The organism is Lichenicola sp. GTC18331, assembly GCF_055386855.1.
Window position 1 is genome coordinate 1,263,004 of the sequence record NZ_AP045015.1, and the last position, 14,907, is coordinate 1,277,910.

Genomic DNA, 14,907 nt, shown 5'->3' on the forward strand with positions numbered 1-14,907 from the left:
CCGTCGGTCGAACGGGACAGGAACACCATTCCAGACGGGGTTGATATGGCCGGCGACATCAAGCACGGGCTCAAGGAAGGTTTGCCGTATCCGCTGGGTGCCACGTGGGATGGCAAGGGCGTCAATTTCGCCCTGTTCTCCGCCAACGCCACCAAGGTCGAGCTGTGCCTGTTCGACCAGAAGGGCGAGCGCGAGATCGAGCGCATCACGCTGCCGGAATACACCGACCAGATCTTCCATGGCTGGCTACCCGATCTCGGCCCCGGACAGGTCTACGGCTATCGCGTCCACGGGCCCTACGAGCCCGAGAACGGTCACCGCTTCAACCCGAACAAGCTGCTGCTCGACCCCTATGCCCGCGCCCATGTGGGCGAGCTGGTCTGGGATCCGGCCGTGTTCGGCTACACCATCGGCCATCCGGACGAGGACCTGTCCTTCGACGAGCGCGACAGCGCGCCGTTCGTGCAGAAATCGGTCGTGGTCGACGCCAATTTCGACTGGAAGGGACAGAAGCAGCGCAATCCGATCCCCTGGGATCACACGGTCATCTACGAGACCCACGTCAAGGGCTACACCAAGCTCAACCCGAAGGTCCCGGAGCACCTGCGCGGCACCTACGGCGCCCTCGCCAACAAGGACGTGCTTGAGCACATCAAGCGGATCGGCGTCACCTTGATCGAGCTCCTGCCGATCCACTCCTTCGTCAACGACAGCCAGCTGCTCGAGAAGGGCCTCACCAACTACTGGGGCTACAACACGATCGGCTTCTTCGCGCCCGACCCGCGCTACGCGTGGGAGCCGGAACAGTCGCTGCGCGAGTTCAAGGAGATGGTCGCCGGCATCCACGACGCCGGTCTCGAGGTCATCCTGGACGTGGTCTACAACCACACCGCCGAGGGCAACGAGCGCGGCCCGACCCTGTCCTTCAAGGGCATCGACAACGCGTCGTACTATCGCCTGCTGCCGGACCAGAAGCGGTTCTACGTCAACGACACCGGCACCGGGAATACGGTCAATCTCAGCCATCCGCGCGTGATCCAGATGGTCACGGACAGCCTGCGCTACTGGGCGGACGAGACCCATGTGGACGGCTTCCGCTTCGATCTCGGCACCATCCTGGCGCGCGAGCCGAACGGCTTCGACAACCGCTCCGGCTTCCTCAAGGCCTGTTCCCAGGACCCGACGCTCGGCACCGTCAAGCTGATCGCCGAACCCTGGGATTGCGGTCCCGGCGGCTATCAGGTCGGAGAATTCCCACCCGGTTGGGCCGAATGGAACGACAAGTCGCGCGATACCTTCCGGGACTTCTGGAAGGGCGAGGCCGCGGCGTCGGTTCTGGCCCCGCGTCTGCTGGCGAGCCCGTCCGAATTCGACAACCAGGGCCGCAAGCCCTGGGCCTGCGTCAACTTCCTCACCGCGCATGACGGCTTCACGCTGAACGATCTCGTCACCTACAACGAGAAGCACAACGAGGCGAACGGCGAGGACAACAAGGACGGGTCCTCCGACAACCGGTCCGACAATTACGGCGTCGAAGGCCCGACCGACGACCCGGCGATCCAGGCCGTGCGCGCACGCCAGATCCGCAACATGCTGTCCACGCTGCTGTTGAGCCAAGGCACGCCGATGCTGGTCGCGGGCGACGAATTCGCGCGCACCCAGAACGGCAACAACAACGCATACTGCCAGGACAGCGAGATTTCCTGGGTGAACTGGAACATCGAGGAGAAGGGCGAAAGCCTGATCCGCTTCGTGTCCCGTCTCTCTGCCCTGCGCCGCCGCTTCCCGATCCTGCGGCGCAACCGGTTCCTCACCGACGCCTACAACGAGGAACTGGACATCAAGGAGCTCACCTGGGCCAACGCCAACGGCGGCGAGATGCAGCCGGGCGACTGGGACGGCGCGCAGTGCTTCGGCCTGATCCTCGACGGCCGCGCGCAGCCCACCGGCATCCGCAAACGCGGCGAGGACGCGACGCTGCTGCTCGTGTTCAACGCCTGGCGCGATCTGGTGGAATTCAAACTGCCGGACGTCACCAACCAGCACTGGAAGCTTCTGATCGACACCAACCTGTCGGAAGAGGAAGAAGAACGCGAGGATGCGGTATTCGCGCCCGGCCAGACCTACGGCGTCACCGGCCGCTCGTTCCTGATGTTCGAACTGGTGGCGGGGAACGCGCCATGACCGAAACCCTGCACGGGCCGCAATCGCGGCCCGACGGCGTCGAGTTCCGCCTGTGGGCGCCGGCGCACGAGAAGATCGACCTGCTGCTGGACTCGTCCGGCGAGACCGTGCCGATGCAGCGCGACGCCGAGGGCTTCCACTCCGTTCTGGTGAAGAACGCCGGCCCCGGCACGCTGTACCGCTTCGTGCTGCCCGACGGCCTCAAAGTGCCCGATCCCGCCTCGCGTTTTCAGCCGCAGGACGTCCACGGCCCCAGCGAGGTGATCGACCGGAACGCCTATCGCTGGACCGAGAACTGGGCCGGACTGCCCTGGCACGAGGTGGTGCTCTACGAGTTGCATGTCGGCTCCTTCACTCCGGAAGGCACCTTCCGCGCTGCGATCGGCAAGCTCGACCATCTCAAGGCGCTCGGCATCACCGCGATCGAGATCATGCCGATCTCGGATTTTCCGGGAAAGCGCAACTGGGGCTATGACGGCGTGCTGCCCTACGCGCCGGACTCCACCTATGGCCGACCGGACGATCTGAAGGCGCTGGTGGAAGCCGCGCACGAACGCGGCATCGCCGTTCTTCTCGACGTGGTCTATAATCATTTCGGCCCGGACGGGAACTACCTTCCCTGCTACGCCCCGCAATTCTTCACCGAGCGCCACCACACGCCCTGGGGCGCTGGCGTGAACTACGATGGCAAGCAGTCCGGCCCGGTACGCGATTTCATCATCATGAACGCGCTGAGCTGGATCGAGGAATTCCATCTCGACGGTCTACGCTTCGACGCGGTCCACGCGATCATGGACGACAGCGCCGAGCATGTTCTCGACGAGATGGCCCGACGCCTGCGCGGCTGCGTCGACCGGCCGATCCATCTGATCCTGGAGAACGAGGACAACGATCCGTCCCGTCTCGGCCGCGAGAACGGCGAACCGACGCACTACACCGCGCAATGGAACGACGACGTGCATCACGTGCTGCATGTCGCGGCCACGGGGGAGCGCAACGGCTACTACGCCGACTACCAGGGCGACACCGATCTGCTCGGCAAGGCGCTGGCGGAAGGCTTCGGCTATCAGGGGCAGATGATGCCCTATCGCGGCAGCCCGCGTGGCGAGCCGTCCGCCTATCTGCCCCCCGGTGCCTTCGTCGCCTTCATCCAGAACCACGACCAGATCGGCAACCGCGCCTTCGGCGACCGCCTGCTGCACACAGCCTCGCCGGACAGCCTGCGCGCTCTGGCCGCGACCTATCTGCTGCTGCCGCAAGCGCCGATGCTGTTCATGGGCGAGGAATGGGGCGCGCGTGAGCCGTTCCCGTTCTTCTGCGATTTCGAGGGCGATCTCGCAGACGCCGTACGCAACGGCAGGCGTGAGGAATTCAAGCGCTTCCCCGAGTTCCAGGACCCGGAGATGCGCGAGAAGATCCCCGATCCCCTGGCCGAGAAGACCTTCGAGTCCGCCAAGCTGGACTGGAGCAGGATCGACCCCGATCACCTGCGCTTCTACCAAGACCTGATCGCCACGCGCCGCGAGAAGATCGTCCCGCTCCTGCCCGGCATCACCAAAGGCGGCGAAGCGGAAACGATCGCCGACGGCGCAGTGATCGTGCGCTGGAAGACCGCCGGCGGCACGCTCTGCCTGCAGGCCAACCTGTCCGGCCAGCCTGTCGGGATGCCGCCGGTCGGCGGCACGCCGATCTGGCAGCAGGGCGATACCGGTTCCACCTTTGGCCCCTGGTCGGTCCGCTGGACCCTGGAGACGCAATGATCCCCGTTCCGCGCGCGACCTACCGGCTGCAATTCCACAAGGATTTCGGCTTCAAACACGCCACCGCCCTGGCGCCCTATCTCGGGCGTCTCGGCGTCAGCCATGTCTACGCCTCGCCCTATCTCAAGGCCCGTCCCGGCAGCACGCACGGCTACGACATCACCGACCATCTGACGCTGAACCCGGAACTCGGCACCGAGGACGATTTCGCGGCCATGGTGGCGGCGTTCAGGCAGAACGGTCTCGGCCAGATCCTCGATTTCGTGCCCAACCACATGGGTGTCGGTGGCGCGGACAATCCGCTCTGGCTCGACGTGCTGGAATGGGGTCCGGACAGCGATCATGCCGGCTGGTTCGACATCGACTGGGATCCGGACCGTCGCTATCTGCTGAACAAGCTGCTGGTGCCGTTCCTGGGCAACCAGTACGGCGTCGAGCTGAAGGCCGGCAATCTCGTTCTCAAATACGACGAGGATGACGGCGCGCTGGCGATCTGGGCCTATGACAGCCACAAGCTGCCGGTCTGCCCGTTGTTCTACGATCAGGTTCTGGGCCATGACGATCCCGGCCTCGACCGCTACAGCGACCTGTTCTCGGATCTGCCGATGTGGCGGCCGCAGGTGGCCGAGCGCGCACGCGTTCTTAAGACCGATCTGGCGATGCTGACACGGGAAATCCCGTCCTCCCGCGCCGCGCTGGACAAGCGCATCGCCGCGTTGAACGCCGATTGGCAGGCGCTGGACGCGCTGATCCAGAAGCAGTTCTGGCGCGTCGCCTTCTACGGCGTCGCCGGAGACGACATCAACTATCGCCGCTTCTTCAACATCAACGATCTCGCCGGCGTGCGCATGGAACTGCCGGAGGTGTTCCGTCACGCCCATGCCCGCATCGTGCCGATGATCGAGGACGGCACGCTGGACGGCATCCGTCTCGACCATGTCGACGGGCTGCTCGACCCGAAGCGCTATTTCGAGGATCTGCGCGCCGCCACCAAGCGGCCCTTCTATCTAGTGATCGAGAAGATCCTGGCAGGGCACGAGCAGCTTCGCGAGGATTGGCCGGTCGAAGGCACCACCGGCTACGATTTCACCAATCTGGTGCTGGGCGCGATGGTCGACCCGGCCGCCGAGGCCGCCTTCACCGAGTTCTACCGTTCGTTCACGGGGCTTTCCACGCCGTTCGAGCAGATCGTCCGCGACTGCAAGATCCGCATCATGGAAAACGAGATGGCGAGCGAGCTGAACGTGCTCGGCCGCGATGCCGGCCGCATCGCCCGTCAGAACCCGATGACCGCGGACTTCACCCGCAACATCCTCCAGCGCGCGATCAAGCAGATCGTCGCGCATTTCCCGGTCTACCGCACCTATATCGACATGGACGGCAGCCAGGAGGCCGCCGACCGACGCGATCTCGACTGGGCCATCGCCCAGGCGCGCCGCGCCGATCCGACGCTCGACCCGTCCGTGTTCGCCTTCCTGCACGAGGTGCTGTCCGGCGACATCGTGTCCAGGCCGCAGAGCGGTTTCAACCGGATCGCCGTGCTGCGTTTCGCCATGAAGCTGCAGCAATATTCTGGCCCGGTGATGGCCAAGGGCCTCGAGGATACGACCTTCTACCGCTACAACCGCCATGTGGCGCTGAACGAGGTCGGCGGCGAGCCGCACCGTTTCGGCATCACCGCCCAGGCCTTCCACAAGGCCAACGCGCAGCGCGCGCGCAACTGGCCCCATGCCATGCTCGGCACGTCCACCCACGACACAAAGCGCGGCGAAGATACGCGCGCCCGTCTGGCCGTGCTGTCCGACCTTCCGGAGGAATGGACCCGTCAGGTCTCCACCTGGACCCGTCTGCTCCGCGCTCGCCAGGGCGACCTGGCCGGCGGCGCGCCCCCCGATCGCAACGACGAATACCTGCTCTATCAGCTTTTGGTCGGCTCCTGGCCGGTGGAACTGCTCGATCGCACCGACGAGGAGGCGATGCGCATCTACGGCGAACGCATCGCCGGCGCGTTGGAGAAATCCATGCGCGAAGCCAAGCTGCATTCGAGCTGGACCGCGCCGGACAAGGACTACGAGAGCGCGATGCAGGATTTCGCCAGCGCTGCGCTCGATCCGAGCCGGGACGCCTTTCTGGCCAACTTCCTGCCTTTCGCAGGGCGCATCGCCCGTCTCGGCGTGCAGAACAGCCTGTTCCAGACCGCAATGAAGCTGACCTTGCCCGGCATGCCGGACATCTACCAGGGCAGCGAGATGTGGGATCTGAGCCTGGTCGATCCGGACAACCGCCGTCCGGTCGACTACCCGGTGCGCGAAGCCGCCCTGGGCGAATTGCACGCGCGACTGGAGAACACCGAAGGCCGTGCCGATCTCATGCGCGGCCTGCTGGAGAACTGGCAGGACGGCCGGATCAAGCTGGCCCTCACCCATCTTCTCCTGACGCTGCGCGCCGGGAAACCTGCCCTGTTCGCCGAGGGTTCCTACGATCCGCTTCCGATCGACGGCGCCAAGGCCGAACGCGCGATCGGTTTCTCCCGCACAGAAGGCGAAGACCGCCTCGTGGTGCTGGCCGCCCGCTATCCGGGCCTGCGCGACACCGACCCGGACTGGAACGGCACCAGCGCCGAACTTCCCGCCGGCCGCTGGCAGGATCTGCTCACCGGTCGCACGATCGAGGGCGGCACGGTCGCGCTGACGTCCGTGTTCGACATCCTTCCGGTGGCGGTGCTGCAACCGGCCGGATGACACGACCCGGCCCGGTCCCTATGATCGCGCTCCCCTTCCCGGATGGAGCGCGATCATGACCGACCAGGACGACACCGTCCCGGCCCCGCCGGCCGGCTTCACCCACGAGCAGATCGAGGCGCTGTATTTCAACGCCGCCCGCGAAGGCCAGGACGATCTGCTTGAACAGTTCCTCGACGCCGGCGCCGACCCCAACCGGGTCGATGCGCGCGGCTACACGCCGTTGATCCTGGCTTCCTATAACGGCCACCTCGCCGCCACCGCGCTTCTGTTGGCCCGCGGCGCACAGCCCGATCTCGCCGACGAGAAAGGCAGCACCGCGCTCTCTGGCGTGTCCTTCAAGGGCGAGATCGAGATCGTGCGCTTGCTGCTCCAGCATGGCGCCTCGGTGGACAAGCCCAACAATGTCGGGCGCACGCCGCTGATGTTCGCGGTGATGTTCGGGCGCGGCGCGGTGGCGGAGCTGCTGCTCGAGCACGGCGCCGATCCGTTCCGGCGCGACGGCGAAGGCAACAGCGCCCGCTCCCTGGCGGAGCGCCAGGGCAACACGGCGCTGGCCGAGCGCATGGACTCCGGCGTTTCCGGCGATTAAATTACATCATGCAATGAAATCGCCGATCGTCCGCTCGAACGGCACGGTCGGACGGCCGAGCAGCCGCGACAGCGCGCCCTCCCCGTCGAACAGCGCTCCCTGTTCGATGCCGGCATCGGTGTCCGACAGGATGGTCGCGAACAGCTCCGGCACGCCTGCCTCCACCAGTGCGTCATGGAACGCCGCACGGGTCATGTCGCGGTAAGGGAACGGTTGGCCAGTGCGGGACGACACGAAGGCGGCCAGTTCGGCGAGCGTGAAAGCCGTATCTCCGGCGAGTTCGTAGGTACGGCCGGCGTGGTCGTTCGTGGTCAGCACGGCGGCGGCGGCGCTGGCGTAGTCGGCGCGGGCGGCGGAAGCGATGCGACCCGCCCCCGCCGCGCCCATCAGCGCGCCGCGCGACACCGCGAGAGGCAGGCGCCAGGTGAAGACTTCGGAATACCAGCCGTTGCGCAGCAGCACGAACGGCACGCCGGACTCGCGCAGGATCGCTTCGGTGGCACGATGCTCCTCGGCCAGGAACAGGGGCGAGCGGTCGGCGTGCAGGATGCTGGTATAGGCGATCAACGAAACGCCGGCATTCCTGGCAGCGTCGATGACGTTGCGATGCTGGGCGACGCGGGAACCGATCTCGCTGCCCGACACCAGCAGAAGGCTGTCCACGCCTTCAAGGGCGGCGACGAGCGTGTCGGGGCGGGCGTAGTCGGCGGTTCGGATCGCAATGCCGCGCTCGGCCAGGGCGATGGCGGCCGGCTTGCCGGGATCGCGCACGCCGGCGACCAGCCGTTCGGGCGGGACGCTGCCCGACAGGGCGTCGAGCGCCAGACCGCCGAACTGTCCGGTGGCACCCGTGACCAGGATTTTTCCGCTTGTCGTCATCGCATCCTCCTCAGGCAATCCATCGAGACGTGGTAACTAGAAGAGACCGATGCGGGACGGAAGGAGGCAGGTTTTTGGCACAAGGTGAGGTGGAAAGAACCGTCCCGGACGCGATGCTGCGGCCGGTCTCCTGGCCGCCCGCCCCGGATTGTCCGGTTCGCAACGTTCTCGACCGGATCGGCGACAAATGGTCGACGCTGCTGCTGAGTCTCCTGGCGCACGGGCCGCACCGGTTCAGCGCGTTGCAGCGTGCGATCCCGGATATCTCCAAGCGCATGCTGGCGCAGACCCTGCACGATCTGCAGCGCGACGGGCTGGTCGGGCGGGAGGTGTTTCCGACCAAACCGCCGGCGGTGGAATACCGCCTCACCCCGCTCGGCCGCACCATTCTGAAACCGCTGGCGCATCTGGTGGCCTGGGCCGACCGGCACCATGCGGCGATCGTCGCCGCACGCGCTGCCTTCGACGCGGAAACGCTCGACTGAGAGGTCAGTCGCGCGGCCGGGTGGCCTCGTCCAGACGCAGGATGGTGTGCACGTTGGTGAACGAGGTCGCCAGCGTGTTGATCGCGCCGGTTCGGAGCGCGCCCAGGATCGCCGGTGCCTTGGTGTTCTCGGCGGCGATGGCGATCACGTCGGGGATGCGGGCCAGATCCTCGCGCGACAGGCCGATCACCCGACCCTGCATGCCGGTATTGGCCGGGCGCCCCTGGATGTCGATGAAATCGTAGCCCATCGTGTCGCCGATCGTGCCGGCGAGACGCGCCTCCGCGATCTCCTGCGGCGAGAACCAGCCCATGCGAACCATGTTGCTGTCTTCTGAAAGGTCGCCGATTCCGATTAGGGCGATGTCGGCGCGTCGCGCACGGTCCAGCGTCTGCTTCACCGTGTCGTTCCGGTAGAGCTCTTCGCGCAGCATCGTGTTCGTCACCAGGGCCGGCGCGTAGAGCGTTTCGCTTTCGCCGCCGTAGCGCGCCGCCAGACGGCGGCAGATATGGTCCGGGTTCATGTATTCGCCGGCACGCAGCGAGCCGCCGATCGCGCACACAAACGTCACCCCGCCGCGCGGCGGGGTGACGAGCGCATCGGCCACCGCGGCCACGTTCCGGCCCATGCCGACCGCGACCGTCTTGCCGGCGACCAGGGTCTTTTCCAGATGCGCCGCGACCAGACGGGCGACCGCGTTGCGCTGCGCATCCGGGTCGCGATGATCCACCGAGACCAGAAGCCGGTCGATGCCGAACCGGTCGATGAAGAAGCGCTCCAGTTCAGCGCCGACGGAACTCGGCTGATGCACCCGGATCTCCACCAGCCCTTCGGCGCGCGCCCTTTGCAGCAGGCGGCTGATCTTGGGGCGCGACATGGAGAACCGGCGCGACAGTTCCTCCTGCGTCACGTCCTCGTAATAGTACAGCGTCGCGATCTCGATCAGCGTTTCCACCCTGACCTCACCGCGATCCTGATAGCGCGGCCCCGGAACGCCCATCGCCCAACCCTTTTTATTGCACCGCACAATGCACGGTGTAGTGAACATATTCTCACACTCAGAACGCATCCGTTCAATGCTTCTAGCCTATTTGAAGAAAAAGTATGTGAGCAAGTGCTCGAGCGTTTGACATTGGTGCAGGCTCGGGAGCATCTTGCGCCCAGATCGAGCGAATAACCCGACAAAAGAATCGGGAGCGCGACTGGAGGAATTCGAGGAATGTCCATGAACCGCGTCATCAACGATCCCGACCGGGTGACCGAAGACAGCCTGACCGGCGTCCTGGCCGCCCATCCCGACCTGCTGGTGGCGACCGACCATCCCCGCGTGATGCGTAGCGCCGTCCGCAGCGCCGAGCCGCGCGTGGGTCTCGTCACCGGCGGCGGTTCCGGCCACGAGCCGGCCTTTCTCGGCTATGTCGGTCCCGGCCTGTGCGATGCCGTGGCGATCGGCGAGGTGTTCGCCTCCCCCACCGCCAAGAGCTTCCATGCCGCCTTCCGCGAGGCCGATCAGGGCCGCGGCGTCGCCTGCCTCTACGGCAACTATGCCGGCGACAACATGAACGTGAAGATGGCGGTGAAGCTGGCCGCCAAGGACGGCATCCGCGTCGAGACCGTGGTCGCCAACGACGATTGCGCGTCGGCTCCGCCGGATCAGCCCGAGCATCGCCGCGGCGTGGCTGGCGAGATCCTGATGTGGAAGGCCGGCGGCGCCCGTGCCGCCGAAGGCGCCGATCTGGAAGACGTGATCGCCGCCGCGCGCAAGACGATCGACAACACACGCTCGATCGGCATCGGCCTGTCCGCCTGCACCATTCCGGCCAACGGCAAGCCGAACTTCACCATCGAGCCCGGCACGATGGAAGTCGGCATCGGCCATCACGGCGAACACGGCATCGCCGTCCTGCCGACCGCGCCGGCCAAGGAGATGGCCGGGATCATGCTCGAGAAGATCCTCGGCGATCTCGACTACACCGGCGAGAACGTCGCCGTCCTGGTCAGCGGCCTCGGCGCCACCCCGCTGATGGAGCTGTATGTGCTCTACGGCCACATCGACGAGATGCTGCGCGCCCGCGACATCACCCCCTCCTACCGTCTGGTCGGCAACTACTTCACCTCGCTCGAGATGATGGGCGTTTCGCTGACCGTGACCCGTCTCGATGCCGAGCTGGACCGTCTGCTGCGGGCGCCCGCGCGCTCCATCGGCCTGTCCGTCGCCGGCTGAAGGAAGAATCCATGGCTGACAGCATCACTCTTTCCGACGCCGCCCCCGTGGTGCCGGAGATCGCCCAGGCGGTGATCGACGCGCGCGACCATCTGTCCGAGATCGACGGCGCCACCGGCGACGGCGACCATGGCGTGAACATGGCCAAGGGCTTCCGCATGGTGCTGGAGCGCCTGGACGGGCAGACCTACGATCTGCGCCAGGGCTTCGCCACCGTGGGCGACACGCTCCTGTCCGATATCGGCGGCTCGATGGGCCCGCTCTACGGCTCGCTCTTCACCGAGATGTCCGACGTGCTCGACGGGCGCGACGCGATCGACGTGCCGACGCTGGCCGCCATGCTGAAGGCCGCCGAAGGCGCCATCGCCGATCTCGGCGACGCCAAGGTCGGCGACAAGACCCTGATGGACGTGCTGGTGCCGTCGCGCGAGGCCGCCGAGAAGGCGGCATCCGCCGGCGAGACCCTGGTGGCCGCCCTCGCCGCCGTCCGCGAGGCCGCGGCGACGGGGCTCGAATCCACGCGCGATCTGGTGGCGAAGCGCGGCCGTGCCGCCCGCCTCGGCGAACGCTCCCGCGGCGTGCTCGATGCCGGCGCCGCTTCCTGCGAACTGATCCTGCGCACGCTGGCCAATGGGCTGAGCGAGCGTCTCTCCTGAGAGAACCGCAATCATGACCACCCTGCCTGAAAAGATGCTGGCCGTCGTCGCCTACGAGCCGGGCGACTATCGTCTCGAGGAAGTCGACGTGCCGCGCGCCGGTCCGGACGACATCATCATCGAGGTCGAGGCCTGCGGAATCTGCGCCAGCGACATCAAGACCTTCCAGGGGGCGCCGTCCTTCTGGGGCGACAACAAGGGCCAGGCGCGCTACGTGAAGGCGCCGATGATCCCGGGCCACGAGTTCATCGGCCGCGCCGTCGAGATCGGCGCCAACGTCGCCGCCGCCGGCCAGTACAAGATCGGCGACCGTCTGATCTCCGAACAGATCGTGCCGTGCGAGAAGTGCCGCTATTGCGGTCGCGGCGAATACTGGATGTGCGAGAAGCACGACGTCTACGGCTTCCAGAACAACGTCAACGGCGGCATGGCGAAATACATGCGCTTTCCCAAGGAAAGCCGCACGCACCGCCTGCCCGACGACGTTCCGATGGAGAAGATCATCCTCGCCGAGCCGTATGCCTGCTCGGTGCATGCGGTGAATCGCGGCCTGATCCAGCTCGACGACGTGGTGGTCCTGTCCGGCGCCGGCCCGCTCGGCCTCGGCATGGTGGGCGCTGCCCGCCTGAAGAACCCGTCCAAGCTGATCGTGCTCGACGGCAAGGACGACCGCCTGGAGCTGGCCAAGAAGTTCGGCGCCGACATCGTCATGAACCCGTTCAAGGAGGACGTGGTCCAGAAGGTGAAGGACCTGACCGACGGCTATGGCTGCGACGTCTATATCGAGGCGACCGGCCACGAATCCAGCGTCACCCAGGGTCTGAACATGATCCGCAAGCTGGGCCGGTTCGTCGAGTTCTCGGTGTTCGGCCACGAGGTGACGGCGGACTGGTCGATCATCTCCGACCGCAAGCAGCTCGATCTCTATGGCGCGCATCTGGGCCCGTACTGCTACCCGCTGACCATCGCCGGCATCGCCGACGGCCGTCTGCCGACCGAAGGCGTGGTGACGCACAAGCTGCCGCTGTCGAAGTTCAAGGAAGGCTTCGACCTGATGAAGAAGGGCGACGGCTCGATCAAGATCGTCCTGATCCCTGAATAAGACCTGCGCCCGACGCAGTTCGAATTCGTTCAGACCCGAGGGAGGACGCGCGCGGCAAGGGATTTCGGTCCCTCGCCGGGCGCGGCGACATAATCAATGACCAAGCAGCGGACCAGTCCCCCACTCAGAACCGTTCTCGTGGCCGGCGCCGCTGTCGTGCTGTTGGCGGCGATGGCGCTCGACACCAAGGTGGTGCGCAACGGCGCGCCCGGTGCCGCGCAGCCCGGCGTGTTCTCCGCCGCACGCTACGGCGAGACCGAATTCCCGAAAGTGCGCGAGGCCATCATCGCCAAGGCGGTGGACGCCAAGGTTCTCGCCGACGCCCTGAAGAAAGATCCCGACGCGGCGCAGAAGCAATATGCCGTGGTGACCGATGGCGCGGCGGAATACGCCGTTCGCTTCACCGGCGTCGCCGGCAAGAAGGACGACGATAGCGGCACCGTTCCGTTCACCATCGACGGGCTGGGCGACACGCCGAAGATCTCCGTGCAGACCGGTCCTGCCATCATGGGCACCGATCTGCGCGATGCCACCGGCAAGATCCAGTTCGGCCAGTTCTCCAACCAGATCGACTACCAGAACGCGGGCGCCGCACTGAACACCGCCATGAAGAAGGCGGTCCTGGCGAAGATCGGCGACGCGGATCTGGCCGGAAAGACCGTGACCGTCGTGGGCGCATTCCAGTTGTCCGATCCGACCGCCTGGACGGTGACGCCGGTCGAGATGGACGTGAAATGAGCGGCGCTGTGGCGGACAGCGTCGTTCTCGAAGCGCGCGACATCGTCAAGACCTACGGCGCCACCCGTGCGCTGAAGGGCGTGAACTTCGCGATCCATCGCGGCAAGGTCACGACCTTGTTCGGCGAGAACGGCGCCGGCAAGTCGACGCTGATGAAGATCCTGTCCGGCGTGACCACGCCGACCTCCGGCGAGATCGTGCTGGACGGCGCGCCGGTGGTGTTCTCCTCCACCGTGGATGCCCGCGATCGCGGCGTGTCGATCATCCACCAGGAGCTGAGCCTCGCGCCCAACATGAGCGTGCGCGACAACATCTTCCTGGGTCGCGAGATCCGCAACGCCACCGGCGTGGACTACGCCGAGGAGACGAAACAGGCCGCCGCGCTGATGCGCGAGCTGGAAGAAGAGATCGACCCGAATACGCTGGTCGAGGAGCTTCGTCTCGGCCAGCAGCAGATCGTCGAGATCGCGCGTGCCCTGTCCGTGAACGCGCGCATCCTGATCATGGACGAGCCCACCTCCGCCCTGTCGGCGAGCGAGGTCGAGGTGCTGTTCAAGGTGATCCGAGACCTGACCAGCCGCGGCGTTTCCATCGTCTACATCTCGCATCATCTGGAAGAAGCGCTGCAGATCACCGATTACGCGGTGGTACTGCGCGACGGTGCGATGACGGCGAATGCCGAGCGCAGCGCGATCGATCTGGAATGGATCGTACGCCACATGGTGGGCGACCATTACGATCGCGGCTCCCCGCCCGGCGGCTACGATTTCGGCGAGGTGGTTCTGTCCGTCTCCGGCGCCTGCGTCGAGGACAAGAACAAAGGCGCGCTGCTGGTCGACAACCTGTCGCTCGACGTGCGCGCCGGCGAGATCGTCTGCATCTACGGCCTGATGGGCGCCGGACGCACCGAGCTTCTGGAAGCGGTGGCCGGACGCGTGAAGCTGGCGGCCGGCGACGTGAAGCTCGAAGGCCGCTCCGTGGACGGGCTGTCGATCGCCGCACGCATCGAGCGCGGCCTGGTTCTGGTGCCGGAAGATCGCCAGCGCGACGGTCTGGTGCAGACCATGACCGTGGGCGAGAACCTGACGCTGGCCAGCATCGGCAGCTTCGTGCGCCGGATGCTGACCCAGCCCGCGCGCGAGAAGCAGATCGTGCAGGACCAGATCCGCGACGTGCACATCAAGACCGCCGGCGGCCGTGCCGCGATCGGCTCGCTGTCGGGCGGCAACCAGCAGAAGGTGGTGATCGGCAAGATGCTGGCCACCGGGCCGCGCGTGATCCTGCTGGACGAGCCGTCGCGCGGCATCGACATCGGCGCCAAGGCCGAAGTGTTCCGCCTGCTGGGCGAAAAGGCGAAGGAGGGTCTGGCGGTGGTCTATTCCACCTCCGAGGTCCAGGAATGCCTGTCGATCGCCCACAGGATCATCGTGATGAGCAAGGGCCGGATTTCCGCCGAGTTCGGGCCGGATGTTCCGAAGGAAGACATCATGGCCGCTTCCGGCGAAGCCGTGACCCACTGACCGAAACCGACCCCGAACAGAGTTTG

The 14,907-nt window shown here is 66.2% G+C and carries 12 protein-coding genes; 10 read left to right on the top strand and 2 right to left on the bottom strand.

From position 1 onward, the window contains the following. Positions 1 to 45 precede the first annotated feature (45 nt). From glgX to ACZ5BM_RS05905, 4 genes are read left to right on the top strand one after another with little or no spacing between them, the layout of a single operon-like run. Entirely contained in the window at positions 46 to 2,184 is a 2,139-nt protein-coding gene (glgX, locus tag ACZ5BM_RS05890) for a glycogen debranching protein (protein ID WP_498911514.1), read from the top strand. Continuing rightward, complete coding sequence (gene treZ / locus ACZ5BM_RS05895; protein WP_498910541.1) at positions 2,181 to 3,944, top strand: malto-oligosyltrehalose trehalohydrolase; 1,764 nt, start codon at positions 2,181 to 2,183, stop codon at positions 3,942 to 3,944. The genes glgX and treZ overlap by 4 nt, the downstream gene beginning before the upstream one ends. Beyond that, a complete protein-coding gene (gene treY, locus ACZ5BM_RS05900; protein ID WP_498910543.1) occupies positions 3,941 to 6,685 on the top strand; it encodes a malto-oligosyltrehalose synthase in 2,745 nt (914 codons plus the stop codon). The genes treZ and treY overlap by 4 nt, the downstream gene beginning before the upstream one ends. Before the next feature lie 55 nt (positions 6,686 to 6,740). Next, complete coding sequence (locus ACZ5BM_RS05905) at positions 6,741 to 7,277, top strand: ankyrin repeat domain-containing protein (RefSeq protein WP_498910545.1); 537 nt, start codon at positions 6,741 to 6,743, stop codon at positions 7,275 to 7,277. Between the two features lie 6 nt (positions 7,278 to 7,283). On the opposite strand, the gene ACZ5BM_RS05910 is transcribed toward ACZ5BM_RS05905, so the two are convergent. Further along, positions 7,284 to 8,156 (bottom strand): Rossmann-fold NAD(P)-binding domain-containing protein, encoded by an 873-nt coding sequence (locus ACZ5BM_RS05910; RefSeq protein ID WP_498910547.1) that lies wholly within the window; start codon positions 8,154 to 8,156, stop codon positions 7,284 to 7,286. 89 nt (positions 8,157 to 8,245) lie between these two features. On the opposite strand from ACZ5BM_RS05910, the gene ACZ5BM_RS05915 reads away from it, so the two are divergent. Beyond that, positions 8,246 to 8,641 (top strand): winged helix-turn-helix transcriptional regulator, encoded by a 396-nt coding sequence (locus ACZ5BM_RS05915; RefSeq protein ID WP_498910548.1) that lies wholly within the window; start codon positions 8,246 to 8,248, stop codon positions 8,639 to 8,641. 4 nt (positions 8,642 to 8,645) lie between these two features. Here ACZ5BM_RS05915 and ACZ5BM_RS05920 read toward each other — a convergent pair whose 3' ends face one another. After that, the gene (locus ACZ5BM_RS05920) at positions 8,646 to 9,641 is read right to left on the bottom strand and encodes a sugar-binding transcriptional regulator (RefSeq protein ID WP_498910550.1); all 996 of its coding nucleotides are present in this window, start codon (positions 9,639 to 9,641) and stop codon (positions 8,646 to 8,648) included. A gap of 225 nt (positions 9,642 to 9,866) precedes the next feature. Here ACZ5BM_RS05920 and ACZ5BM_RS05925 point away from each other — a divergent pair, with 225 nt between their 5' ends. From ACZ5BM_RS05925 to ACZ5BM_RS05945, 5 genes are all read left to right on the top strand, one after another. Continuing rightward, positions 9,867 to 10,865: a dihydroxyacetone kinase subunit DhaK gene (locus tag ACZ5BM_RS05925; RefSeq protein WP_498910552.1), complete on the top strand. Its 999-nt coding sequence runs from the start codon at positions 9,867 to 9,869 to the stop codon at positions 10,863 to 10,865. Between the two features lie 11 nt (positions 10,866 to 10,876). Beyond that, complete coding sequence (dhaL, locus tag ACZ5BM_RS05930; RefSeq protein WP_498910554.1) at positions 10,877 to 11,521, top strand: dihydroxyacetone kinase family protein; 645 nt, start codon at positions 10,877 to 10,879, stop codon at positions 11,519 to 11,521. Between the two features lie 13 nt (positions 11,522 to 11,534). Continuing rightward, a complete protein-coding gene (locus ACZ5BM_RS05935) occupies positions 11,535 to 12,623 on the top strand; it encodes an MDR/zinc-dependent alcohol dehydrogenase-like family protein (RefSeq protein WP_498910556.1) in 1,089 nt (362 codons plus the stop codon). Between the two features lie 138 nt (positions 12,624 to 12,761). After that, the gene (locus ACZ5BM_RS05940; RefSeq protein WP_498910558.1) at positions 12,762 to 13,361 is read left to right on the top strand and encodes a DUF2291 family protein; all 600 of its coding nucleotides are present in this window, start codon (positions 12,762 to 12,764) and stop codon (positions 13,359 to 13,361) included. Then, positions 13,358 to 14,881, top strand: coding sequence for a sugar ABC transporter ATP-binding protein (locus ACZ5BM_RS05945; RefSeq protein ID WP_498910560.1), 1,524 nt, complete (start codon positions 13,358 to 13,360; stop codon positions 14,879 to 14,881). Before ACZ5BM_RS05940 ends, ACZ5BM_RS05945 begins: the two co-directional genes overlap by 4 nt. The last annotated feature ends 26 nt before the right edge of the window (positions 14,882 to 14,907 follow it).

Coding starts and splice junctions, on each gene's coding strand:
- glgX (WP_498911514.1), top strand. CDS start 46: ATGGCCGGCGACATCAAGCACGGGCTCAAGGAAGGTTTGCCGTATCCG.
- treZ (WP_498910541.1), top strand. CDS start 2,181: ATGACCGAAACCCTGCACGGGCCGCAATCGCGGCCCGACGGCGTCGAG.
- treY (WP_498910543.1), top strand. CDS start 3,941: ATGATCCCCGTTCCGCGCGCGACCTACCGGCTGCAATTCCACAAGGAT.
- ACZ5BM_RS05905 (WP_498910545.1), top strand. CDS start 6,741: ATGACCGACCAGGACGACACCGTCCCGGCCCCGCCGGCCGGCTTCACC.
- ACZ5BM_RS05910 (WP_498910547.1), bottom strand. CDS start 8,156: ATGACGACAAGCGGAAAAATCCTGGTCACGGGTGCCACCGGACAGTTC.
- ACZ5BM_RS05920 (WP_498910550.1), bottom strand. CDS start 9,641: ATGGGCGTTCCGGGGCCGCGCTATCAGGATCGCGGTGAGGTCAGGGTG.
- ACZ5BM_RS05925 (WP_498910552.1), top strand. CDS start 9,867: ATGAACCGCGTCATCAACGATCCCGACCGGGTGACCGAAGACAGCCTG.
- dhaL (WP_498910554.1), top strand. CDS start 10,877: ATGGCTGACAGCATCACTCTTTCCGACGCCGCCCCCGTGGTGCCGGAG.
- ACZ5BM_RS05935 (WP_498910556.1), top strand. CDS start 11,535: ATGACCACCCTGCCTGAAAAGATGCTGGCCGTCGTCGCCTACGAGCCG.
- ACZ5BM_RS05945 (WP_498910560.1), top strand. CDS start 13,358: ATGAGCGGCGCTGTGGCGGACAGCGTCGTTCTCGAAGCGCGCGACATC.